The 22,417-nt window shown below is 52.2% G+C and carries 18 protein-coding genes; all 18 read right to left on the bottom strand.

The features are described 5' to 3' along the window. Positions 1-26 precede the first annotated feature (26 nt). Positions 27-3,845 (bottom strand): DUF5704 domain-containing protein, encoded by a 3,819-nt coding sequence (locus NDK47_RS04040; protein WP_251873624.1) that lies wholly within the window; start codon positions 3,843-3,845, stop codon positions 27-29. A 4-nt stretch (positions 3,846-3,849) separates the two neighbouring features. Beyond that, the gene (locus NDK47_RS04035; protein WP_227872726.1) at positions 3,850-4,956 is read right to left on the bottom strand and encodes a copper amine oxidase N-terminal domain-containing protein; all 1,107 of its coding nucleotides are present in this window, start codon (positions 4,954-4,956) and stop codon (positions 3,850-3,852) included. Between the two features lie 115 nt (positions 4,957-5,071). Then, positions 5,072-6,055: a hypothetical protein gene (locus NDK47_RS04030; RefSeq protein WP_124331903.1), complete on the bottom strand. Its 984-nt coding sequence runs from the start codon at positions 6,053-6,055 to the stop codon at positions 5,072-5,074. Continuing rightward, entirely contained in the window at positions 6,042-6,590 is a 549-nt protein-coding gene (locus NDK47_RS04025; protein WP_227277944.1) for a hypothetical protein, read from the bottom strand. Before NDK47_RS04025 ends, NDK47_RS04030 begins: the two co-directional genes overlap by 14 nt. Before the next feature lie 10 nt (positions 6,591-6,600). After that, positions 6,601-6,990 carry a hypothetical protein gene (locus tag NDK47_RS04020; RefSeq protein WP_227277943.1) on the bottom strand — a complete coding sequence of 130 codons (390 nt, stop codon included), beginning with the start codon at positions 6,988-6,990 and terminating at the stop codon, positions 6,601-6,603. Between the two features lie 82 nt (positions 6,991-7,072). Next, on the bottom strand, positions 7,073-7,552 hold the full coding sequence (locus tag NDK47_RS04015) for an ABC transporter permease (protein WP_227277942.1): 480 nt from the start codon (positions 7,550-7,552) through the stop codon (positions 7,073-7,075). 75 nt (positions 7,553-7,627) lie between these two features. After that, positions 7,628-9,697, bottom strand: coding sequence for a hypothetical protein (locus NDK47_RS04010; protein ID WP_251873623.1), 2,070 nt, complete (start codon positions 9,695-9,697; stop codon positions 7,628-7,630). Continuing rightward, complete coding sequence (locus NDK47_RS04005; protein ID WP_251873622.1) at positions 9,687-11,558, bottom strand: ATPase, T2SS/T4P/T4SS family; 1,872 nt, start codon at positions 11,556-11,558, stop codon at positions 9,687-9,689. Before NDK47_RS04005 ends, NDK47_RS04010 begins: the two co-directional genes overlap by 11 nt. Next, a complete protein-coding gene (locus NDK47_RS04000) occupies positions 11,555-12,400 on the bottom strand; it encodes a CpaE/TadZ family protein (RefSeq protein ID WP_251873621.1) in 846 nt (281 codons plus the stop codon). Before NDK47_RS04000 ends, NDK47_RS04005 begins: the two co-directional genes overlap by 4 nt. Positions 12,401-12,433: 33 nt before the next feature. Beyond that, entirely contained in the window at positions 12,434-13,141 is a 708-nt protein-coding gene (locus NDK47_RS03995; RefSeq protein WP_124331908.1) for a hypothetical protein, read from the bottom strand. A gap of 11 nt (positions 13,142-13,152) precedes the next feature. Next, positions 13,153-14,259: an SAF domain-containing protein gene (locus tag NDK47_RS03990; RefSeq protein ID WP_251873620.1), complete on the bottom strand. Its 1,107-nt coding sequence runs from the start codon at positions 14,257-14,259 to the stop codon at positions 13,153-13,155. A 45-nt stretch (positions 14,260-14,304) separates the two neighbouring features. Beyond that, a complete protein-coding gene (locus NDK47_RS03985; RefSeq protein ID WP_251873619.1) occupies positions 14,305-14,913 on the bottom strand; it encodes a hypothetical protein in 609 nt (202 codons plus the stop codon). Then, positions 14,901-15,113 carry a hypothetical protein gene (locus NDK47_RS03980; RefSeq protein WP_124331911.1) on the bottom strand — a complete coding sequence of 71 codons (213 nt, stop codon included), beginning with the start codon at positions 15,111-15,113 and terminating at the stop codon, positions 14,901-14,903. Before NDK47_RS03980 ends, NDK47_RS03985 begins: the two co-directional genes overlap by 13 nt. Positions 15,114-15,187: 74 nt before the next feature. Beyond that, positions 15,188-16,126: a ParB/RepB/Spo0J family partition protein gene (locus NDK47_RS03975; protein WP_456151383.1), complete on the bottom strand. Its 939-nt coding sequence runs from the start codon at positions 16,124-16,126 to the stop codon at positions 15,188-15,190. Continuing rightward, positions 16,074-16,901, bottom strand: coding sequence for a ParA family protein (locus NDK47_RS03970; protein ID WP_251873618.1), 828 nt, complete (start codon positions 16,899-16,901; stop codon positions 16,074-16,076). Before NDK47_RS03970 ends, NDK47_RS03975 begins: the two co-directional genes overlap by 53 nt. Positions 16,902-17,047: 146 nt before the next feature. Continuing rightward, entirely contained in the window at positions 17,048-18,313 is a 1,266-nt protein-coding gene (gene ltrA, locus NDK47_RS03965) for a group II intron reverse transcriptase/maturase (RefSeq protein WP_251871428.1), read from the bottom strand. Positions 18,314-18,966: 653 nt separating this feature from the next. Next, complete coding sequence (locus NDK47_RS03960) at positions 18,967-21,183, bottom strand: S8 family peptidase (protein WP_251873617.1); 2,217 nt, start codon at positions 21,181-21,183, stop codon at positions 18,967-18,969. Further along, a complete protein-coding gene (locus tag NDK47_RS03955) occupies positions 21,176-22,327 on the bottom strand; it encodes an AAA family ATPase (protein ID WP_251873616.1) in 1,152 nt (383 codons plus the stop codon). Before NDK47_RS03955 ends, NDK47_RS03960 begins: the two co-directional genes overlap by 8 nt. Positions 22,328-22,417: the final 90 nt, after the last annotated feature.

Here is a 22,417-nt window from a genome sequence, read left to right as displayed (position 1 = left end):
CCTCCCGGCTGGTATAGAAGTGTCCTCTAATGGGTTCCCCCTGTGCCATAATCGTCGTAGCTGGACAAATTGGCATGATAAAAGACGACGTCGCCGTCCAGCAGGGAGAACGTTGCCCCGTATGGATCGACGAAGTTGCGCTGAAACCCTTCCATCCGCCACTGATTGTCCAGCGGCGCGTTTTTGTATTGCAGATGCGGGTGGTTCAAGTCTTGATTGCGGATCGTTTCGATGTTGAAATTAACGATGATGTACCCATCCTTCAGAAATACGGGCGCATTGTCGTCCAGCCGGTGCGTGCGGCCGTACTCGGCCAGATTGAAGCCTTTCGGCACCACGTACGGCGCGGCGGGCAAGCTGTAGTCCCCCCGCCACCGCTGAACCGAAGCGTTGGCGCGGGCCGCATCAATGCCGGAGGGCACCTGCGTGCTTCCAACAAACGTCCGAAACTGAGGCGGCAGCAGCATGATGTCATAGCCGCCGACATACGTCGGCTTCTGCGCATCCTTCATATACTGATTGATAAACGTCTGCCTGTCTCCGGGCGAACCGTTTAACGACCAAAGGGTTGCGGCGGTGTCGGTCAACTCCTGCCTCGGCACATTGCGCAGGCGAGCGTCGAGCGTCACATACCGTTTCTCCACATCGTCGCTGGAGCCGATGCGAATAAACCGCTGACTGCCTGAATGATAGTAAAGATCGACTTCCTGCCGATTACGGCCTTTGCTGTCCACGAAGTAAAAGGTTGGCGTGACTTTAATCCCGTCGCCCGAGCCGAACATGTTGCCTTTCGTCATGACTTCGAATTTGACATGGTAACCCGTTTTGACCGCAACATTTTTCTTGCCGCTCTCCGGGTGACTGCCTTGCCGTACCGGCAGCACGTAAGGAGGGGTATTGCCGCGCGGTGCGCCGTCAATGCCTTTCGTGCCGACCCAATAGGCGTTTCCTGTCGGCGTCGCGCTGCCCTTTTGGGTGCGGAACACCGATTCCCAGGCAAAATCGGCAATGTCGGTGATGCGGAAATCATAGAGACGGCCGATCACTTCCACTGGAACCACCTGCGCAGCCACATGGTTGGACAAGTCCAGGTTGGCATTCATCTGGGACGTAAAGGATGCCGGGCTGTTCTCGGCAAACGTTCGGAATAACACGTCGTAATTCCCCTCCTCCACCCAAACGGGCAAGTAGAAGGTCGTCTGCAACTGGCCGACCGGGATGGACACCCACGTTTCCTTGGGGACGAACGTCGTGCGATCCGCTTTGTACACATCGAACGGAAAGCGTACCTGCTTGTCCCTCACATACTTGGCATAATCCCGATTGCCATAGCCCTTGATGTCCTTGTGCGGGCCGCTTGTCGGAATCATCACGGTAAAGGGCCGGTCCAGAATGAGCGCTGATCGCCCGGCAGTCGGCTGCGTTTTCTGGTTGTGGGCCTGATCGTCCGACACCGAGGCGTAGTTCACCACCGGCGTATGCACCGTCACCGGATTAATGCCGCCGATCGGATAGCTCTTGTTTTCTCCGCCGCCAATGCCCTTAACCAGTGTATAAAAGATGGTTCCAGTGCTCGGTTGATTCGCTTTATTCGTTTTTCCGGCATCAATGACATAGCCAGAGCCGTACAGCACATCCTGACCGATCATCGGGGGAGCCGGAATCGCTCCCGGCGTCGGTGCTTTTTCCTCAACGATTCGGTTGTCCATGATTGTATTTCCGTTAAAAATGAACGAGTCGTTTTTCACCTTGATCTTGCCGATGGCGCTTTCTGCAGTTGACCTCCAGTCCTCGTTCGGTACGGAAGGCCGGCTGGAACCGCCGGAAATCGTTTGTCCGGGAAGCGTCACATTCGAATAGACCGGATCGATGATATGCGCGTTGAGCGACGCATCATGCGCGGCGGAAACGGTTGGCGGCGCATAGCCATTCGGCTCCAGCGTCACCGTTCCCGACGGAAGCGCATAATTGGAGACAATCGCCTTCTGAATGCCGTACACTTCGAGATTTTGAATCGTCCAGAAGCTGTACTTGCGTTCAATCGAATAGTTTTTGGTGACCATCTGTGTATCTGAACGCGGAACGGTAATGGTCGTCGGATTCCCATCTGCATCGGGCGGGCCGGATTGCGTCTCCGTCCAGGTAAGGGTATATGTTTTACTCACCTGAATCGTGTACTGCTTTGTGCCGGTCGTTTCCGTGAACGTGTTGCGATACAAGTACGATTTGGCCAAAGCGTTCACATACAGGCTCTCTGAAGTCGGTATGCCTTGCAGCACATCAAATTTTTCTGCGCCGCGCGCATCCGCCTGAATGACGGCAGAAACGTTTGGCTCCATCGCTTCGTCCTGCTGGGAATCGCCCGGTTGAGGTTCTCCGCCCCCGTCGCCTTTACGCACCGTATGGTCCGATGTCGAATCCCCCGTATTGCCGTCCACATCCTTCACGACGATGGTGATTTGCACGCTCACTTTGTCGCCGGACGTGAACGGGATTTTGATCGGAATCGTTTTACTCGTTGACGTGCCGGAGAGGTTTCCGGTTTTGTCGCCCGTTTGAACGAGCCTGGCATTTCGAATATCCGTGATTTCGTATGACTGCAAATTTTTTAACGACTTGACTTCAAAAACAAAATTCCCGTCCACTTCGGTCACGTTTTGGTCGACCGTTTCCGGCGCTTCAATCCGGGACGTGACCGTTACCGAGGAGGGAATTTTGTAAATGCCGATAAAGTTGGAGCCGCCCGATCCCACCAGAATGGAACGCTCTTTGAGTTTGGGGTCGCCTTTTTCCTGAATGAACAGCTTCTCGTCGGGTTTGTTATTGTTCGTAATGTAAGATCGGATGATCTCGTACGTTTGACCGCCATATGTGACTTGCTCTTCGAACGTATGATTCGCCTCATCCCCGGTAGCGAAAACGCCTTTGTCCATTTCCTTGAGCTTGGTGCCGTCTTCCTTCTGATATATGGCTTTCACCGGATTGTTCTCCGCATATTCGGCAACCGCGTCCGTTCCGCCCAGATGCACCGTAAAGCTTCGCGTTCGCACCTTCGGATTGGTGTCCGGGTCTTCTTGCAGCCAGTCTTTCCGCGTCGGGTCCTGCTTGGGCGACAAATAGGAACGAACGATTTTATACGTTTTCCCGTTATCCTCGATCGTTTCGGGAAATTCATGATTGATCGTTTCCCCGACTTTGAACTTGCCCTTTTGAAACGTAACTTGCGGTTGCTCAATGACTTTTCCACCTACGGTTTTCGCAATGACATCGACGGGAAATTCCGCGCTTCGATAGGGCACATGAATGCCGAAATAATCGTCCAAGTCGTCCGGATGCGCCCAAGGTTCGGCCCTCTTGATCTCATCCAGCGTATAAAATGGCCCTTTGCGCACGTTGCCGTTTCCGTCGATGGACACCATGATGGCATACAAATATAAGTCGTCGTTGTCTTTGATGTCGCCCATGCCCGCGTTCCACATGCCTTCCGTGACAAGCGCCTCGCTGACTTCGTAATAGGTCGTGACAGGCTGGCCGGGGATGGGCGGATTCGGTTCTTGGCCGACTTGCCGTACTTGCTGGTCCAAAAAAGAAGCGTGTTGGCCGCTTCTCGGATCGCCGCACTGCTTGGGCGTCGAATTCGTACATAATTGGTCACGGCGCACCGTCCAACCCACGGTTCTGTATTTAATGGACGATGTTGCAGCCGTACTGGTGATCTTAAATTTGATGGTGCCATTTTCAGTTCTGACATCGGGAGGTCCCGCGAAAACAGAGGTTGGAATGGAGAAAAACAAAAATAAGCATGCCAGCAGCATGCTCAAGAATCGTTTATGCAATTTGTTCATATCTCTACTCCATCCTTTTCATCGTATGGTTGTAGAATAAACTTGCACTCGGACTTACTTTTAGCGTGGGTCCCCAGTTGCCTCCCACATTCGTAGACATCGAGATGTCGGTGTAGCCTTCGTACCAAACTCCTTTTTCAAAAGTTTGTTGATTGGGGAACCTTTCATCGTAAATTAAGTCTTTGTTTTCCTTAAACGAAACAAATTTAATTCTGAATTTGGCACGAACATAATTATCGCCAAATCCATTCCGGTAGATCATGGAAGGCTCGGGATCAAGGTATCCTTCGATCTGAATCTTGTTTTCTTTCACCCACTCCGCATACCGCCGGATATATTTCAATTCCGCATTGGAGCTTTGCACTTTCGTGGCAAATACCGCCTGCGCCCACGTATCGTCAATCGTTTTGTAATCCACGTTCAGCCAGAGTGCACCAAACGTTTTCAGTCGGCTCATCCAAATGTCCACGTTCTTCTTATTGAATTCCGGTATGGTCGAATAGAGCACCGAAGAAACCTTGCTGTCCGTAGGATGCGAGTAGGGATAGGCCATCTCATAGGCTTCATTCGGCACATCGGCAAGTATATAAGGATAATCTTGCGCATTCTTGGGCAGGTTGGTTGTGCGAATCAGGCGGCCCCATTCATCGTACTTCGCATTGGCGTCTTCTTGTGTGGAAATGAAGACGGTCGATGTCGGGCTATCCCAATTCACTTCCGCCCCCAGCGCTTCGCTGACAAAACGCAGCGGGACAAACGTCCGGCCGCCGCTGGTGATCGCCTTCGAATCGAAGGCCACTTCTTTACCATTGACGAGCGTCTTGCTTTCGCCGATCGTAAGCACAATATGCAGGTCGTCCCGCTCAATCGGTACGGTCATGGTTTTGGGCTCCCAGCCTACGTTCGCGCCCATCTTTTCCGCGATGAATCGAACCGGCACGAGCGTCCGGTTGTTTTCATCGACAAATGCTTGCGCATCGGGAAACCAGATTTTTTGTCCGTCCATGACGACGCTGACAAAGGACGGAGGGTTGCTCGCCGCGCTTGCCGTTACGGTGAACAAGCTGCAAATCATCGCGGCGACAAGTCCTGCAATTACCCATTTTCTCACGCCATTCGCTCCTCTCTTAATATGGATCATGACAAGTTTGGAAGATTTCGACTGTTAGGTTCATCATAAAGCCGATCTGACGGCGTGTCCACTTTCCGAAATCACCGCCGTCTCGTTAAGATGGCGAGTCAGGACAGCCCAGCGGCATATAGCCTTTTTGCGCGGCCGCTTTTTCGCTGGAAAACGTCTCTTCCACCGGATAAGTAAAGTCGCATGTGCTGCGATAATACACTTTCATGCTTCCTTTCCTGGCTCCGACAATCTCCGGCTTTTTGAGCACGCGGCTTCCGCCGAGCGCATAGTTGTTGTAAAACTTGCCTCCCATCGGAATGCCTTGGATAAAGGCAAGCACCCCGACGTCATCCACGGTATTGTGCCATTCCTCCTGCGAAATGGTCGGCAGCGTGAAGGTGTAAGAAAAGCCGTATCGGGAAACCGATTCGTTGTGTTTGTTGATCCGGTAGGCGAGTTCGTCTTCAATTGCGCGGACGATGGTGCTCCGGCGCACCTGCTCAAATCGCTCCGCATCCTTTAATAGCGCAATGTTCGTCTGATGCCTAACGTCGGCCCGCAAGCCTTCGTGCCAGCTCCGGCTGTCCGCATCGTAAGCGAGGACGAAATCGTCCAGCGTGAACGAAAGGCTGTTGCCCGATGAATCGGCGTAGGCATACGGCTTCTTCGCTCCCCAAACCGGTTTCCGTTCCGTGTTCCCGTCGGCTCCCGTCCACTCCTCCTCGGCATAGACGTAGAAACCGTCGTAACCAATCACCGCAATAGCCGGGATATACCGACCCAGTACGCCTTGGGCAACGGGATCGTCGGCAATGCCGAAGCTTGCGTACAGCGTCCGATAAAAAGCGGCAATCGCTTCGTCCTTGTTCAGCGCCACCCGCTTGGCCGATTCGTATTGCGTCTCCCGCTGCTGATTCGCATTGACGGTCAACATCCGCGCTGCGTCATCCACCGCGGCATCCAGCGCGGCGTTATAGCGCAGCTCGGTCAATAGCGCCTTCCGCTGCGTTTCGACTTCAATCCGGTTCACGGTCGCAAACGGCAGGAAAATGAGCGCCCCGACAATGGCCCATTCAATCAGCCTCATTGCGCACCACCCCGCCGTAAGGAATGAAGATTTTTTCGTTCGGACTGATGGCCTGGTTCAGAAAATCGAACAGGATCGTGCCGGGAGTCCGGTTCGTATTTTTAACCGTGACCGCAAATGTATCGCCGACCCGCAGCTTGTAGCGTCTCGCCGGATCGTCTTTTGCGGCCGCGCTGTTCGGGAACAGAACAGGCAAAATCTGCGCGTTGTAAAACTTGTCGTAGTGCACTTCGTAGCTGCCCCGAAACGTGTCCGGCCTTGTCGGGTCGTCGTAAACCGGCACATACTTTTTGCTGCCGTGTTCCATTTGCACATCGAAGGTGTTGCCCGTTGCCGCAATCGCCTCCATAAAGTCGTTGTACATGGTCGGCGACACAAAGCCTTTGTCCCGCACCGCATCCACAAACGTTGTCGTCGCTTTCAATACGACCAGTTCCGAAATATCGTCCTGCTGGTCGAAGGCTGCGGAAATAGGGTAGAGGTAGAGCAAAAGAACGGCAATGAGCACCGCGAAAACTTTCGAGAAACTGTTCATGGCATTCTCCTTAGCGTAAAGCGAAAATGAGGCGCAGCAGCCGCCCGGACGCATCCCGCTGGGTGACTGCCGTATACCGGGCATTCAGGCGAATGCCGGCGGGGACGAACGGGTCCCGATCGACCGGCGGCGCGTATCGAACGCCGTCCACCACAATTTCCGCGTCTCCCGTCTCCAACCGGGCAACGGATTGCGCTACCTCTGCGCCGGATACGGTGCCGTCGCCGGCAATCGGCGAAAACGCCATCTGCACGTTGCGATCCAGCGACTTTCCCGACACATAGGCGGTGGCGTTCAGCGCGGCCCCGGTTTGAAAGAGCAGCAGTCCGCTCGTTACGGCCATCAGAAAGAGAAGACAGGCCACACTCATTTCCAGCATCGTTCTGGGGGCATGTTCCATCGGCTTCCTCCTTGAAAACGCCGGGGCGTCCGTCTATACCCGAAAGGACGCCCCATCAGCGTTGTGATGTCAGTACGGACGCTTACTGCTGCCGAAACACAATGCCGCGAATGACGTTGCTTCTGTCATGCACCAGTTGCGCCCGAAATTTGCCGCTCGGATTGACGTAGTTGATATTCGCTTCATCGAGCGCATGGCTCAGTTGCCCCGGCGCTTCACCAACCACTGAGCCGTAAGTCACGCTGTCGATCGGAACACCCGTGTTGATCACCTTGCCATACCACTGACCCGCCGGATTTTTCCCGGTGACAATCTGGATGCCGAACTGATCCTGATCGCTGAACTTGCGCAGCGCGTTGACCACCTGACTGCCCGACAACATCGTGTTGTCGTACACCGTAAACGCCGTTTGCGACAGTTCCGTCTGGATATTGCTGAAATTGCTTTGCGCCGCCTTGGTGGAGTCTTGCGCGGAAATAAACAATACGACGGCGAGGGTAATGAGCGCGATGGCAAGGAAAATGCCCGCCGCCATCACGAGTGCTTTTTGCGCGTTGGACATGAACCGATCTCTCCTTCAAATGAAATTCGAAATAAAAAGTCACTTCCCATTTGGAAAGCGCCGCAACATGTCCGTTTACTGAATGCGCTGAAGCTGTTCGTAGTAAATGGACATCTGGTGCAAGCTGACGATGACGAGAGGAATGACCAGATAGCCGAAAATGAGGGCCATCATCGGCGCAAACCCGATCCATTTTCCCCAGCCTGCCTTTTGCTCGATCAATTGCTCGTACTCCTGTTTACGCTGCTCCTGCGCGTAAGCCTGTTCCGACTCCAGGTCGTCGAACGCTTCCCGAATCGGCAAACTTTGCGCCGCCAGTTCCAGCTTTTCCACCGTGCGGACGAACGGCACAAACGGCGCATCCTCTTTCAGCTGCGCCAGCGCCTGATCCGCGCCCTGTTCGAAATGGAGCAAGCAGGTTTGCAGCGGTTCCTTGAACACGCGGGCAAACTGTTCGATCCAGATGAGCAGATGCTCGACCGACATCCGGTCCATATCCGCCAGCATGGCGATGACGGCATGCAGTTGATCCACTTCATGCTTCATCTCCATCTGCCGCATGCGCCGCTGGAACAATCGAACGCCAACCGGCATGGCGTAGCCGCCCCATCCCGCGAGAGCGGCGAGGAGCGCTTCCCACCACTTCACATACTGATTGTCCAGCTTCGTGAGCTTGCCCATAATGCGCCGAGCCGCGGCGCGAAGCTGATCGTCCTGGCCCGTCATCGGCGTTTCGCTGCGGAGCAGGGCCATCACCGTTTCTTCGGTGAGGTGCTTCACCTCCTTTGCGCGATGGATGATGCGGCGATCGAGCGCCGCCGCCTCGCGCGCCTTGGCTTCCTCCTCCGGCGAAAGTTGGCCGAACAGGATGCCCGGCTTTACCGGCGCATGCAGGATTTGATGCCGGCTTGCGGCATGAAGCGCCATAAACATCCCGAGCACAGCCAGAAAAGCCATGCCCCCCGCCACGATGCGCTGTACATAGAGCCATTCCAGCCGAAGCGACGATGCGGTGTCTTTAAGCAGCTTGACCATGCGGTCAGCTTCTCGGGAACCGGGGGCGGGACCGAAACGATGCACAAGCCAGCGCATCCACGGCCATTCGTAAACCCGTTTCTCCCATCTTTTTCGGCCGGTTGGTTTTGGACTCGCGTCCAGCTCCTGAATGTTCCGCAGCAGGACGTAGGACAGCCATACGACCGCCATCAGGCCGATTTTCACGATCCAGCCGGTCGTGCTCGCATAAAAGGCGTCCATAGCCGGAAAGTAATGGCTGGCCCAAGCTTCGATCGGCCGGGTAAACAGCAGCGGCAACAGCGCGATGGCGGTCAGTCCTTGCAGCAGGAAGCCGAGGCGCTCGCGGCGCAGCAATTCCAGATTCAGTTCGGTCGCGAGCTTCCCGAGCGCCTTCAAGTACACGGAACCGGCTGCGGTTCGTTTGTCGCCGTATTCCTTCACCAGATGCGACAGCCCGGCCAAGCCCTGCAAATACCGGTTCGGCGCGCTTTCGATATACTGCGCCAGCCGCTGCTCGGCGTCGCTTGCCGTGAGCACTTCGTATATTTCGTGTCCGTGCAGCGCCATCTCATACGGCGCGCCGTCCGCCGCTTCATAAATGGCTTCTTCCACCATGCCATGACGATGATAATGATGACGCACATCCGAGAAAAAATGCCGGAGTTGCCGAAGCAGTCGCGTCTCCAGCCGATGGACCAGGTTGTCCGAAAAGATCCCGTGGCCAACCCAGAAGCCGATGCCAATCATGCCGAGCGTGGCCGGGTCGCGCACGCCGAGCGCCAGCGGAACAGCCGCCGCGAGCAGCACGCCCCATATGAGGAGCGCCGACTTCATCGTCTCCAGCCGCAGCTTCCATTCGTCGCCAAGCTGGAGAATGGTCATTCGTTTGCGAATATGGTGCAAATAAGCGCGCAGAATCGGCACGCGTTCGCATAGGCGATACAACTGCTGCATAATGCTATGCAGCGCTTGCTTCTTGCGGGCTTTGCCCGGTTTGCGCAACGCTTCATACTGCCGAACGGCCTCCGCGTCCGAACCGTGACGGGTTACCCATTGAAACGCCGCTACCATCGCTAGGAACAATACCGTCGCTGCGCCGAATAGTAGGGACAGCCATTCAATCTTCATCGCTATCCCCCCAGTGAACCGCCAAAAACGCCTCGAACGCCGCCAGGTCCGGCCCGGCGAGGCATGCGGCGATTTCCTTGCGGCTTCGCTCGGACAACGGATGAACGGCGACATAGCGTCCGTCTCGGTATTCGATGACGTTCCGCGCGACGTAAAGCGGGCGGTCCGTCGAGCGGCGGAAATATTCCAGCATCGTCTCCATGAACGCCGTCATTTTCTCCTCGGTCGTCGTTTTGTGGCGGAACGTCTCCGGGTAGGCCGTTTCCTGCTCCACCGGGACGCATTCGGTAATCCGTTCGATGTAGCGATGTCCGTCCGCGTCCCGCCTGAGGTGAATGTCGAAGTTGATGACGCTGACGACCTGCTGCTCGGCCACTTTTTCGTTTGTAAACACCCTTGTCTTCAGCAACGAGTTGCGCAGCGAATAGACGAGATCGCGGAACGTTTTGGCATGATGCGTAAACAAGGTGAACAGCGAAGCGACCTGCGCCATCTGCACCATCCAGGCCGCAACCGGGTCGGTCGCCACTTCTCCCAAAATATTGACCGAGCCGTCCGTTTTTTTCTGGATGTCCAGCCCGTCCTGCCCGGAGATCGTTTCCGTTTCCCGCAAGCTTAAAATGTTGCGTTCCCGGTATATTTTCCGAAGCTGAAGCTCAAAGCTCATTTCCTGCACCCGTATCGGCAAGATGGCCGGAATGTAGCGCACCATCGCCATCAAGAGCGTCGTTTTGCCGCTGCCCTGCGCGCCGGTGATGGCCGTTATGCGCTCGCCCATGACCAGATATCGAATCAGTCCGATGGGCAGCTCCGCATTGTCGTCCTGGATCAATTGTTCCAGCGTGGCGTTTTGCACATCGAATTTGCGCACAAAAAAAGCCCACGATTCGCTGAACCGGGGGCGCAGCACGACGACGCGGGAGCCATCGGCCATTTCGTTCACCTTAAAGCCGTTCGCCTCGGACAATTGGCCGGGGAAATTATGTTTGTACACGTTCTGGCACACGCGTCTCAGTTCCTGCTCCGAGCCGAAGGACAGAAAGCTCAAATGAATGGATTTCCCTTTATAAAACAGCCACACGCTGTCGTGCGACCTTGGCACCTCGCGCAGCTGCGCTTCTTCCTCCAGACTCCATTCGCCTTCCCACATCGCTGGGGGGATGCCGGAGACACCGCCCGATACGCCGTCGATTTTCATGTCGCGGATTTCGTCGATGACGCTAAACCCTTTGTAATGCTGGTAGATCCGTTGCACAACGATCTGCGTTTTGTCCTCGGCAGACAGCTTGCGCGCTTCCCGCTTGTAGATGTCGCGGATTTCGTCGGCGGTAACCCGGTACGACTCGGTCTCCTCGTCTTCCATGCTCCGTTTGGGGCGGTCCAGTTCGTATTGGCGGATGAGCTCGTCCAGCGCTCTCAAACGATGTTGTTTCTTAAACAGATAGAGCAGGATGTCAAACTGATCTTGCGGCGACAAGTCTTTCGGATCGTCAAACGGCAGAAGCCGATTCAGGTTATTATCGTCAAAAGTATAGCGCTGCTCGAGCAAATCAGCGATTACCTGCTTCACATACGCCTTGTCCCGCAAATCTCCGGACGTGCAGCCCCGCAGCGCTTTCTTCAGTTCCGCGCGCTTGTTTTTGCGGCGGCGGTATTCTTCTTCCGACAAGCCGAAGTCGATCAGGTTGCTGCTCGTCATCTCGTGCAGCGCCTCTTTCACGAACTTGGTCATCGCTTCCAGCGTGTAGACCGGTTTTTCGTCCGGCTGCTCCGGCAAGCGGCGGCTCATACGTAAATAGAGCAAGACGCCAATCGCGATGAGGATGCCCGCCAGAAGCAAACCGTTCAGCGCGAACATCATCGGTCATCGTCCTCCTTCCCGCCGAAAAGAGGCTTGTTCAGTCCGGCGTTGTTGATGATCGCCTGCGCCAATGCCCGCACTTGTTGCATAAAAGGATCGTTTTCATGACCGCGCGGCACCTGTCGGTTGCGAAATAAAAAACGGACGGCTTCTCCTTGCTGGGTCGCATCCAGCCAGCCCGTATTATGGACAATCGGGTGCGCAGGCTCCCGCCGATGGAACTGGCGCTTGATATTTTGAACGGTCAAAGCGGAGCGAGGATCGTATTGTCCGAATACAAGCAAATGCTTCCGGTTGGACTGAAGCTGCGCCTCCACCAGCGGAAAAACCTGCTCCAGCTTGAGCGCGTTTTGCGGCAGACAGACGACCAGCAAATCCGCCTGACGCAGCAGCCCCTCTGTCCACGCCGACAGCTTGCCGCTTCCGCCGTCCAGCAATACCAGATCGTAAGCGCGCCTTGTCAGTTCCAAAAGAGGCGTAAGCCAGTCCTGTGCGGCGGAAACAAACGATGCATCCGGCTTGTTCGATCCCGGAAGGATGTCGAGTCGGTCGGCGAGTAGCGGCAGCGTGTAATCCCGCAACCTGTTCGGTTCCAGCTTGCGGTTCTGCAAGAGCCTGAGCAGCGCATCGATACCCGCGTCAGGCGGAGCGTCCGCTTTGCTCATCCAGGTCCGTCTCGGGTAAAAGCTGCGTTCGATGACCGCGTATTCGCTTTGCAAATGCCCAAGCAGCAAAAGACGGGAGGAGTATTCAAGTCCAAGCAGCGCGGCGGAGGCGATCAGGTTGCTCGTCGTACCGGCTTGTCCCGAAACCGGACTCCAGAACACCACGGTAAAACCCATTGCTTCATCTCCTTTCGTGCAACTTTACCGGCCTCACGCACGCTTTCGCGCACGCACCCATGCCCGCCGGGCCGTTTTGGCATCGCATTCAAACAACTGTTGCAGCATGTCCAGCACGTTCCGGCGATACACCCCTGACAGCCGCCTGATATCGATGCGGCCATGATGCTGGTTGTCCAGTTCGACCGACATATCCCGTTCGTCCAGCGGAAAGCGGAACACGGCCTCCTCCCAGCGTACAGCCTGCTGCGGCAGCAGCAAATCGATATACGACTCAGGTATGGCGATCGGCAAGGTAGGGGTAATCAGTTTGTAAAACGAGAGCGGCTGGCCCTCCGCTTCGTGAAGGCACAGCCGCTGCATCAGATTCGCGTTGATTTGCATACCGAGCCGACGATAATTGCTGCACCAAACCCGCTTGTCATAGCCCGGCAACTCCCGTCCTTTCACAAATTCGGTGTGATCGGTGTCGAGCAGCATGACATCGTATGCTGTTTCGCCACCGGCTTGAAGCAGGCAACGCTCCAGTTGCGCTGGCGTGATGAACCCGGTCGCCACATCGATGCCTTCAAACTCCCGCAGCGAATAGCCGAATTCTACTTGCGGCAAATAGCCTTGCATGGACTGGGCAAGGGTGGAATCCACGATCAGCACCTTTCGCTCCATCGCCGTGAGCAGCTTGCCTAGCACGAGAAGCAGATGGCTTTTGTCCGGCGCGCCGAAAAACACGACTTTTTTCATGACAGCCTCCTTCACTGATTAAAAATTTGCTTCAATTTATCCGTGCTGGCAGGCGCTTCCGACGGCGATGCTGGCGTTGATGGCGCTGGCTCCGCGGACGCTTCCGGTTGATCTTCATTCGTCGTTGTCGGAGCGGAAGGGTAAGGCAGCGGTTGCGCGGCTGGCGGTTCGTGATCGACCGTAGCCGTTGCGCCTGCCGGTGGCGGCGATGGAACCGCTTCTTGCATGGCATTGCCTTGCCGCGTGACGATCCGCTCGTTTTGCAGTTGCTGCTGAACCGTCACGCTGCCGCTCGTTACGCGCAGTTTGTCCGACTCGCTCATCGCCTTGAGATTGTCATCAAGTTTCAGGCGAAGCTGGCGGGCAAGCTCGGTTGTCGCTTTTTCGAGCAGGTTCGGATCATGTTCCATCAAATCAAGCACTTTCGGATTTGCGGGATAATTGACCACAGCTGCTTCCTGCAATCCCGGCTCGATATACGGCAGGGCATACAGCCGTGCGCCTTGCAAGTAGGCATCGATAATCGCGCTTGACGTTTGCAAAATATCCTTCTCGTTCATTTCGAGCCAGATGACCGTTCCTGACAACTCCCGCGCTTTCTTCTTCGCTAACAGGACATAATCTTCTCCTGTCGGGAAGTTGATTCGCACGTCGATGTACTGTCCCTTTTGCAGATTGGAGGGAAGCTGAATGACATGAAACTCCTGCACCCGCACATCCTTCGGGATCGGCGTGCTCTCGTACAGCATGGACGACATCAGCGGTGTTCCGGGCTGCAATTCGATTTTGGCGCTTTTGCCGATGGCCGCTTCCCGTTCAGTAATCATCCCGGATGGCACCAGACTCGCGGGCATCGGGACGGACTGGAGATCCTCCGCCGTGACGGTACCTCCGGCCGGAATGGTTCGTGCCACGGTCCAGACGTTCCTGCGCGATTGTTCCTCTATCGTTTTCAGTTCCTTGATCTGCCTTTCGTAGTGTTCCTTCATTTGCTGCTGATTCTGCTCTTGCTCCGATTGCTTTTTCAGAGAATATATGACCGCAGCCACGAGTAAACAAACGCTTATAGCGATCGTGGTGATAATTAGTGCCTTGCGGTGCCGATACGTCCACGACATCGCTCACGTCTCCTCTCAATCAATCTTAAACTGCTATCGAAACTTTTACCGGGCATCGTCACGGAGCTTCTGCTTTTGCTGGGTCGCAGCCTGATGCTGCTCCAGCTTTTCTTGCGCCCATGCGGGCATATGCTCCGGGTTTATCAGACCCATAAAATCATCCCGATTCCAGCGAGCCTCCTCACCGGTATACAGATTGATCACGTAAACGGCGCGACCTCGGGAATAGGCAGAGGTGCCAAACCCGCTTAGCGCCAGCACAAGCTGGTTAACTGCGGTGCGATATTCGGGTCGCAACCGTTCCGGCCGGATGACAACAACCTGGTTGTCAATGCGCATGTCTTCGCGATTCGGCTGGCATTGGGCTTGGGTAAGGGGAGATAGGGGCACCTTGACACTGGCCCTTTCTTCTTTGAGATCCTCCAGCTCCCATTGCACGCGGGAAACAAAGTCATGCACGGCCTCAAGATAATCCGCGCCGGCCGCAATCGCGTAATATTGCTCGACACCCAACGAATTGTTTCGGGTGCAGGTACAAACCATGTACGGACGTTCGGCATTGGTTTCGTCTATGCCAAGCAGCACTTCCACCTTCCCGATGGAGATGGCCTGAACGACTTCGTAGTTGTCCACCATTCGCTTCATTTCTTCCATCGTCCGTCCTCTTTTCCTGGAAAGTTGCGGTCTTCCTTCGTTCCCCGGCTTCGCTTTGATAGGCCGGCTTCACGAGATTTCTTGTTTCGCGTTTGCGGTTCCTCGGTTTCATCCTCCAAAACTTCAATGCGATTGAAACCCGGCTTTTCTTGCATCAGGCGTTCATACTGACGACGCCTCCCTTTCGTGAAATACACCATGAATCGCCTCCCCAAAAATGGGCATAAAAAAGCTCTCCGTCCTAGGGTTGAGTGCCTGCCGAACAGGATACATGCTAACGTTCCTGTTCCCGTTGCCGTTTTTTATACCAGCTTTCCAACAGTTGTACGATCAGGTCTTCCTTTTGCTTTTCGGTGAAGTCCCTCGGAAAGAAACGGTCGATCCGCTCGCGCCGAATGGTCATCTTTTCTTTCTGGTTCGGCTTCTCCTCTGTGAGAATCGAGAAGATGACATCCACGTTAAGCCGCCCGTCCTGACTCAGTTTTTTCATGCGCTGCGCCTGCGCCAGCGAAGGAGTGCAGTCTTCGGACTGCATCGTTTCGTACAGGGCTTGCTGCTCTTCTTCGGACAAGTATGAAAGTTCTACGGCCGGATTGAAGGCGATTCGTTTATCGTCCACCATTTCGAGAATGGAGGGGGTCAGTTCGGTAAGGCGGATATAGCGCTGGATTTGATTGCGACTTTCGCCTGTCTGATCTGCCAACAATTGATCAGAGCGCTTTTGTGTCCCAACTTGGGACATATTATCTTTGCTCGGTCTGCCCGCCTGTCTTTTCATTGCTTCCAGCTTCATCTTATAGGCGAACGCTTTTTCGCTTGGCAAAATATTTTCCCGTTGCAGGTTGCTGTCCACCATAATGATGGTCGCCTGATCGTCGTCCAGTTCGCGGACGATACAAGGCATTGTTTCCTTGCCCGCCAGTTCGCTCGCTTTTTTACGCCGATGCCCGGCTACCATTTCGTAGCCGCCGTCCGTCTTCGGACGTACCAGGCCGGGAACGAGAACGCCGTATTGCTTCACGCTGTCCGCCATTTCAAGCATCGCTTCATCCGCCTTCACCTTGAACGGGTGGCCGGGAAAATCGCTGATTTCCGATAATGGTATTTCCATCACCTTTTCCCGCTGCTGGTCGGCGCGGCTCTCCTCCGTCGAGAATAAATCAGCGACTGTGGTCAGTTTGATGCTGGCGCGCATGTCGTCTTTCGCTGCCAATGCTCTGCACCTCCTTCGTAAAGGCGGCATAAGCCCCCGCAGCTTTCCCATCCGGATCATGGACGTAGATGCTTTTCCCCTTGGCGCTTGTTTCCGCCGCGCGAACGGATAGGGGAATTTCGGTGTTGAACACGCGCAGCTTGTCGCCGTAGTCGCGCCGAAGAATGAAGGAAATGTCTTTGGCAAATTTCGTCCGGCTGTCTACCATCGTTAGCAGCACGCCGTCCAAAACCAATTTCGGATTGATCTGCCTGCGCACACGGGCAATGGTCTGCAAGAGCTGCGTCATTCCCTTGGCGGGCAAATAGTGTGCCTGAACGGGGATAATGACGCTGTCCGCTGCCGCCAACGCGTTGATGGTCAACATGCCCAAACTCGGCATGCAATCGATCAGCACGTAATCGTAATCGGCTTTAACGGAGTCGATGTACGAACGCAAAATCGTTTCTCTGCTCATCGTGTTGACAAGCGATACTTCAACAGCAGACAGTTCAAGGTTGCCCGGCATCAGGTCAACGCCTTCATGGTGATGCAAAATACCTTCCCGCGCTTCATAGGATTCTTCCAGCATCGTTTTCGCCAGCAATGTGGCCAAAGATACCGACAGATTATCCGGTTCGTGGAACCCTAACGAATCTGTCAGGTTGCCTTGCGCGTCCGCATCGACCAGCAAAACCTTTTTCCCATCGGCTGCCAAACCGATCCCCAGGTTGACCGCCGTTGTGGTCTTGCCCACGCCGCCTTTCTGATTGGCGAGGGCAATCACTTTGGTCATCCAACATTTCTCCTTTCACGCAAAAAGCCGGTTGCGCTGAACATGTCAGAGTAACCGGCTTTTTGAATTGTATCTAATCGAGTAGGAGGGGGTGGCTAACCCCCGTCCTCTCACACCACCGTACGTACCGTTCGGTATACGGCGGTTCACCAAGCTTGACGAATGTCAAAATATCGCTGTGTTAAGCTTTTGAGCCCTTGTTGTTGCCAGTAGGCAATGCCGAGGGCTTTGTGTATATGCGGAGTCTTTGTAGTACGCCATGCCCCCTTGCGGGTGTTTGCAATTTCAATTGCTTTTGTGTGAGATATACCAAGAGAACGGAGTTCTCGATATCTGGTTCTCACTCGTTTCCACTGCGTCCACAAGCAAAGACGGAGCCTACGCCTTGTCCATTCCTCAATGGATTGTAAGATTCCCTTTGCGTCTGCAAGGGCAAAATATCCAATCCAACCCATGAGATACTGGTTTAACCTTTCAACCCGTTCCTCAAGCGAGATACTCCACACTGGATTCGTGATCGTGCGGATTTTCTCTTTTAACTTGAGAAGGGATTTTGGGTGGATACGAACCGTTGTCTGTTTTACGAAAGTAAAACTAAAGCCAAGGAATTTACGTTTCCACGGCCGGTCCACCGCACTTTTCTCCTCATTTACTTTTAGCCTAAGCACCTTTTCCAAGTAATCTTTCATGCTCTTCTTAACCCGTTCTCCTGCTCGTCTTGTTTTCACGTAGACGTTGCAATCGTCCGCATAGCGACAAAAGCGATGTCCCCTCTTTTCTAATTCCTTATCCAGATCATCAAGCAAGATATTTGCTAATAGTGGGCTTAGCGGTCCACCTTGCGGTGTCCCCTCACTTGAGGTAGTACAGATTCCTTTTATCATGACACCTGCGTTTAGATAGGATCGAATCAGCTTTAGAAGGCGCTTGTCTTGGATTTTACGAGCCACGCGGCTCATCAGGATATCATGGTTGACACGATCAAAGAATTTCTCTAGATCGATGTCCACCACGAATCTGTATCCTTCCCTGATATACGCTTGCGCTTTCCTTACTGCCATGTGGGCGCTACGTTTCGGGCGAAATCCGTAACTGGACTCCGAGAAGGTGGGATCGAAGATCGGTGTTAATACTTGGAGGATGGCTTGCTGGATGAAGCGGTCCACCACGGTGGGAATGCCTAATAACCTTACGCCTCCGTCAGGTTTCGGGATTTCGACTCTGCGGACAGGTGAAGGTCGATAGGTTCCTCTTTCCAATTCCTCACGGATAGTTTGCCAGTGTTCGTGTAGATAGTCGCGTAGTTGTTCGGTTGAAACACCATCGACTCCACCAACACCTTTGTTTGCTTCTACTCGTTGAAGTGCCATCCGTAAGTTTTCCCGTGATAAAACTTTCTCCAGCAAGTCCATAACGATATTCCTTCCTTCGCACATGCGGGTTCCGTGTTTGCTGAACGATACTCAGCCCTCTTTTTGTACCCTCGGGGCTTCACCCCTGCTCTTCAAAAGTAGTTCCTTTCTGGAATTCTGCTTCGACGTATCGTAACAAAAGACATGGATCGCGTGCTGACTTGATGTTCAGCCCTTCCCCATTCAAGCGTCCTCTACTCGGGTACTATGGCCTCTGCTGACTTCTGCATGTTCAGCGCCTCCTTACGGAGGCGGTTACCAACAGTTGAAGGCGTTCCATGCAGACCTCCCCAGGTAAGAACGATAACTTTCATCCCATGTACCTGCCCAAGTTTACTGCTGTATCCCTTGGCTGTATGGGGCTTTGTCTTGTTTAGCAGACTCGCCCGAATACAACAGCCTCAAATTGGGTTCGTGTACCTCAGGTCGGGATTTTGCCGCTGGCTTCCTTCAGATTCGACCTCACGGTCGACACCCTTGCCTTGAGCTAACGGTTGGGACAGCCACCCCCCGTTCGGGACTTCCACCCTATAGCTATCGCCCATGCTGGGCGCACTATAAAAAGAGAACGCCCCCGATAGTGGAAGACGTTCTCTTGAGCATTTCTTAATTTAAGCAATTTGCATATAATAGATCGCGAACCTACGGAAATTTTAATTATCTATTCTCAACCGGATTGTATTGAGTGCTCTATATCTGTTTAAAGCTTCAATTTCGCTGTAGACATCTAACGAACCGCTGACATCCTCAATAGTAACAACAAGGGCATAGGGAACATCATCATTTTTATCCTCCCAACGCGAAAACAGTTCAAGCCAGACCTGCCAGTCGCCAGCATTAAATCTAGAAAAGGTTTTACTGAACTGTTGACAAACATCCCATTTTTGTCGTCCTTCTTTGAAGTCTTGTTGAACAGGCTGCAATGTCACTCCGTCCACATGACTTTTCTTTAATGATGCCCGTATATAAGCCCCTAAATATTCTGTTCCCTTTGTTCTATCCACCGATGGCCTAGACACACATGTTACAGAAACCTTTGCAACATTACGTCCAACCTGGGCTGCCAAAATTTGCGGCATAAATATGGTTACTCTTTCCTTAGTAGTTCTGTTCAAAGTGCCTGTCCTAACAAAAGTTACTTTTGACTGAGAGGAATATTTGCTGTCGACTACATTGGAAATTCCCCTACCATACAGATTATGCGCTAGAGTCAGTTCCTCTTCCTCCATCCCATCAACGTCCCACAAAGCAACTGCATTATGATAAAGCAACGCTTTCGATAATAGCGTATCTCGATCCGGAATCGTATTTAGTATTTCTGCGTAATCACCTGCTACAATAGGAGCAGAAAAGCTAGTGCCCGCATCAGGTATTAACCTTCCATCTTTTGAAATAACCATTGAAAATGGATCATTAGGTACGGATGCATCACTACCATCCAGAATAATCGTTCCTGCATATGCGCTTAAATCCGGTCTAGAGAATCCTTGAAAACCTGGTCCGCGTCGACTATAAGGTGCAATTTGGTTTCTCTGAGAAAGACTATTTTGGTGGTCTGCACCGATAATTGATCCAACCACTACCGACAGCATCGAATCTGCCGGTGCGGATATTCTTGAATCATCATCATCCAAAATATCTTCCAGACCAAATTCCGTTTGCCAAAGCTTATTATTACCCGCCGATACAAAAAACTGTACGCCTGTTCTTGATTGTAAAGCGTCTAGTTCATACCCAATAATACTCATTTCATCTCCTTCTATAGGGGAGGAAGCGTTGGCAGATAAATTATAGATTTTAACAATATCCGAATGAGCACTTACCGCAGCCTGTATTCGCTGAATAAAGATATTTACCGGCACGTTACCATCGAGTATGTTGCAGTCAAGAATTCTAGTACGAGGGGTAATTATTGATGATGATAGCTGTTGATTAATATATTTAAAGGCCACTCGGCTTGCTACCTTAGTTCCATGATCGCTATCTCCTCCACTAGAGTCTGGAGCAACCCAATTCTTTATGATTAACGATGATAATGACTCAGGGAACATTACACCGGAGTCCAAGACAGCGACAATCGGAAGCTCTTCTAAATTAACGCTAGGATCAAGCTCAAGTTCCCCCATATCAACAGAGGCCTCTTGAGTAGTCTCTACATTAAAAAAATCTGTTTTCTCGATTCTATAAATTGCAGAATCGTTCTCGAAACGAGTCAATGCATTTGATGGGATTATGGCACGGACAACTGGCGTGTTATCCGATAAATAATAGGGTGATTCCTGGACATGCCCTCGCGTTTCATTTATTTTTTCAATTAGATGCGTCAGAGCAGAATGATACAAATGGTTTTCCAAATTTGGTATCAGCATAAGTTGAATATCTAAGGTAACAGGCACCTGTGCAGAAGCGGTTAATTTTCGCAATTCACTTGAATTCTTTTCGGAACCAATGTATGGTTTGAAATCTTCAATAAAATCAAAATAAGTTCTTCCACTGCCATTACGTGTATAAGCGTCAACCCGATTTCTTAACGTTTGGAACTGACTGCTTGTTGAAGTCACGATAGCACTCCGTACATTTTTAACAGCTCTTACCTTCATACCATTAGAATCAAATAAACTCTGCTTGTCTTGAATCTTCTCCCCCTGAGGCAACTCGATATTAAATACAAGCAAATCCGAATCTGCTAAAGAATTGTCTGAAGCTACTGCTTCCAATGTTTGCTTTATTGCCTGCAAGCTGTGACTCAGTTTGGAACCATGCTCTGAAAAGGAAACATTCCTTTTTGTTGGCAACGCTCTTAAGGTTTTATCAACTCGTTGAACTTCCTCATCTGGAATCCAAAAATGACTTTTCTGCTCATCACTCATCGCTCTTTTCCTCCTTATTGAACCGATAACTCAAAGTAGATTTAGAAATCCCTGTGATTTCTTCAAGTGTACGCATCGAAATGCCACTTTTATTTAACTTATATAGGGCACGAGTATAAGCATCACTGTCTTCGCTAATCAAAAGAGAGGACTGCTTAACCCATACATTCGCAATATCTTCTTTTGTGACAATTTTAGTTTTGTGTTGCATAATACAATATTTGGCTAGAGCCTGTAAGAAAGTACCAACTTGAGCTCCGCTCATTCCTTCTGTTAAGGTCGTAAGGATCTTAATGTCCATTTCGTAAAGCTCAAGTGTCTCGTTAATAAATTTAGTGATAATGCTTTCACGTTGCTGTGCATTCGGTAGTTCTAATAAAATTGAAGTATCAAATCTTCTCCAGATTGCTGGATCAAGAAGGTGATGATGATTGGTTGCCGCAACTAAAAACACGTTAACAGGCATCGAGTCCAAATTTTGAAGCAGTGTTGTCACTACCCTCTTTAATTCCCCTAATTCGTGCGCATCATCCCTTTTTTTAGCTATGGCATCGAATTCATCAAGAAACAACACAATTCGTTTGTTCTTAACAAACTCAAAAATTTTTCTTATATTTGTTCCCGTCTGACCAAGATACGACGAGACAAGACCATCTAGCCTTACATAAGCGACCGGAATATCAATTTCTCCTGCAATTGCATTAGCTGTTAATGTCTTGCCGCAACCGGGAGGTCCACAAAGTAATATCCGATTCGTTGGAGAAACACCCTTAGTTAACAATTCCTCCGCTTGCTTTTGCTCCTCAATAATTTGAAGCAAAGCTTCTTTCGTTTTCTCTGGCAATGCTACATCAGACAATTTGACTTTGGGCTGCAATACTTCAATCAATTCTAAAGCGCTATCCTTATCTTTAGGAGTGGGGAATGCGCTTTGCACAGAAAACGACATTTCGGACAGCGGACTCGAGTTAAACGAGACATTGCTTTTTTTATCGTAAGAATAGGCGCTCATAAGAGCATTAGATAATGAAGAATTTCCTTTTCGTTCTTCATCACTTGCCAGATTCTCAAGAGCTTTCTTAAACGCATCCTCATTTCCTGAACAATGCGCCTCAATTAATTTAATTATTAAACCCGACTTCATTTGTTCCCCTCAATTCATAGCTAATTATGTAATACATTATAATTCACAACCACACTTAAGTCAAAATGAATATTGGACACGATTGGACAA

It is taken from the genome of Brevibacillus ruminantium (assembly GCF_023746555.1).
In the GTDB taxonomy this organism is placed as follows: Bacteria; Bacillota; Bacilli; order Brevibacillales; family Brevibacillaceae; genus Brevibacillus; species Brevibacillus ruminantium.
This window is presented reverse-complemented; position numbering and strand designations above follow the sequence as displayed.

Excerpts from the sequence above, each read along its gene's own strand:
- NDK47_RS04040 (WP_251873624.1), bottom strand. The coding sequence starts at position 3,845 with ATGAACAAATTGCATAAACGATTCTTGAGCATGCTGCTGGCATGCTTA.
- NDK47_RS04030 (WP_124331903.1), bottom strand. The coding sequence starts at position 6,055 with ATGAGGCTGATTGAATGGGCCATTGTCGGGGCGCTCATTTTCCTGCCG.
- NDK47_RS04025 (WP_227277944.1), bottom strand. The coding sequence starts at position 6,590 with ATGAACAGTTTCTCGAAAGTTTTCGCGGTGCTCATTGCCGTTCTTTTG.
- NDK47_RS04020 (WP_227277943.1), bottom strand. The coding sequence starts at position 6,990 with ATGGAACATGCCCCCAGAACGATGCTGGAAATGAGTGTGGCCTGTCTT.
- NDK47_RS04015 (WP_227277942.1), bottom strand. The coding sequence starts at position 7,552 with ATGTCCAACGCGCAAAAAGCACTCGTGATGGCGGCGGGCATTTTCCTT.
- NDK47_RS04010 (WP_251873623.1), bottom strand. The coding sequence starts at position 9,697 with ATGAAGATTGAATGGCTGTCCCTACTATTCGGCGCAGCGACGGTATTG.
- NDK47_RS04005 (WP_251873622.1), bottom strand. The coding sequence starts at position 11,558 with ATGATGTTCGCGCTGAACGGTTTGCTTCTGGCGGGCATCCTCATCGCG.
- NDK47_RS04000 (WP_251873621.1), bottom strand. The coding sequence starts at position 12,400 with ATGGGTTTTACCGTGGTGTTCTGGAGTCCGGTTTCGGGACAAGCCGGT.
- NDK47_RS03995 (WP_124331908.1), bottom strand. The coding sequence starts at position 13,141 with ATGAAAAAAGTCGTGTTTTTCGGCGCGCCGGACAAAAGCCATCTGCTT.
- NDK47_RS03990 (WP_251873620.1), bottom strand. The coding sequence starts at position 14,259 with ATGTCGTGGACGTATCGGCACCGCAAGGCACTAATTATCACCACGATC.
- NDK47_RS03985 (WP_251873619.1), bottom strand. The coding sequence starts at position 14,913 with ATGGAAGAAATGAAGCGAATGGTGGACAACTACGAAGTCGTTCAGGCC.
- NDK47_RS03980 (WP_124331911.1), bottom strand. The coding sequence starts at position 15,113 with ATGGTGTATTTCACGAAAGGGAGGCGTCGTCAGTATGAACGCCTGATG.
- NDK47_RS03970 (WP_251873618.1), bottom strand. The coding sequence starts at position 16,901 with ATGACCAAAGTGATTGCCCTCGCCAATCAGAAAGGCGGCGTGGGCAAG.
- ltrA (WP_251871428.1), bottom strand. The coding sequence starts at position 18,313 with ATGGACTTGCTGGAGAAAGTTTTATCACGGGAAAACTTACGGATGGCA.
- NDK47_RS03960 (WP_251873617.1), bottom strand. The coding sequence starts at position 21,183 with ATGAGTGATGAGCAGAAAAGTCATTTTTGGATTCCAGATGAGGAAGTT.
- NDK47_RS03955 (WP_251873616.1), bottom strand. The coding sequence starts at position 22,327 with ATGAAGTCGGGTTTAATAATTAAATTAATTGAGGCGCATTGTTCAGGA.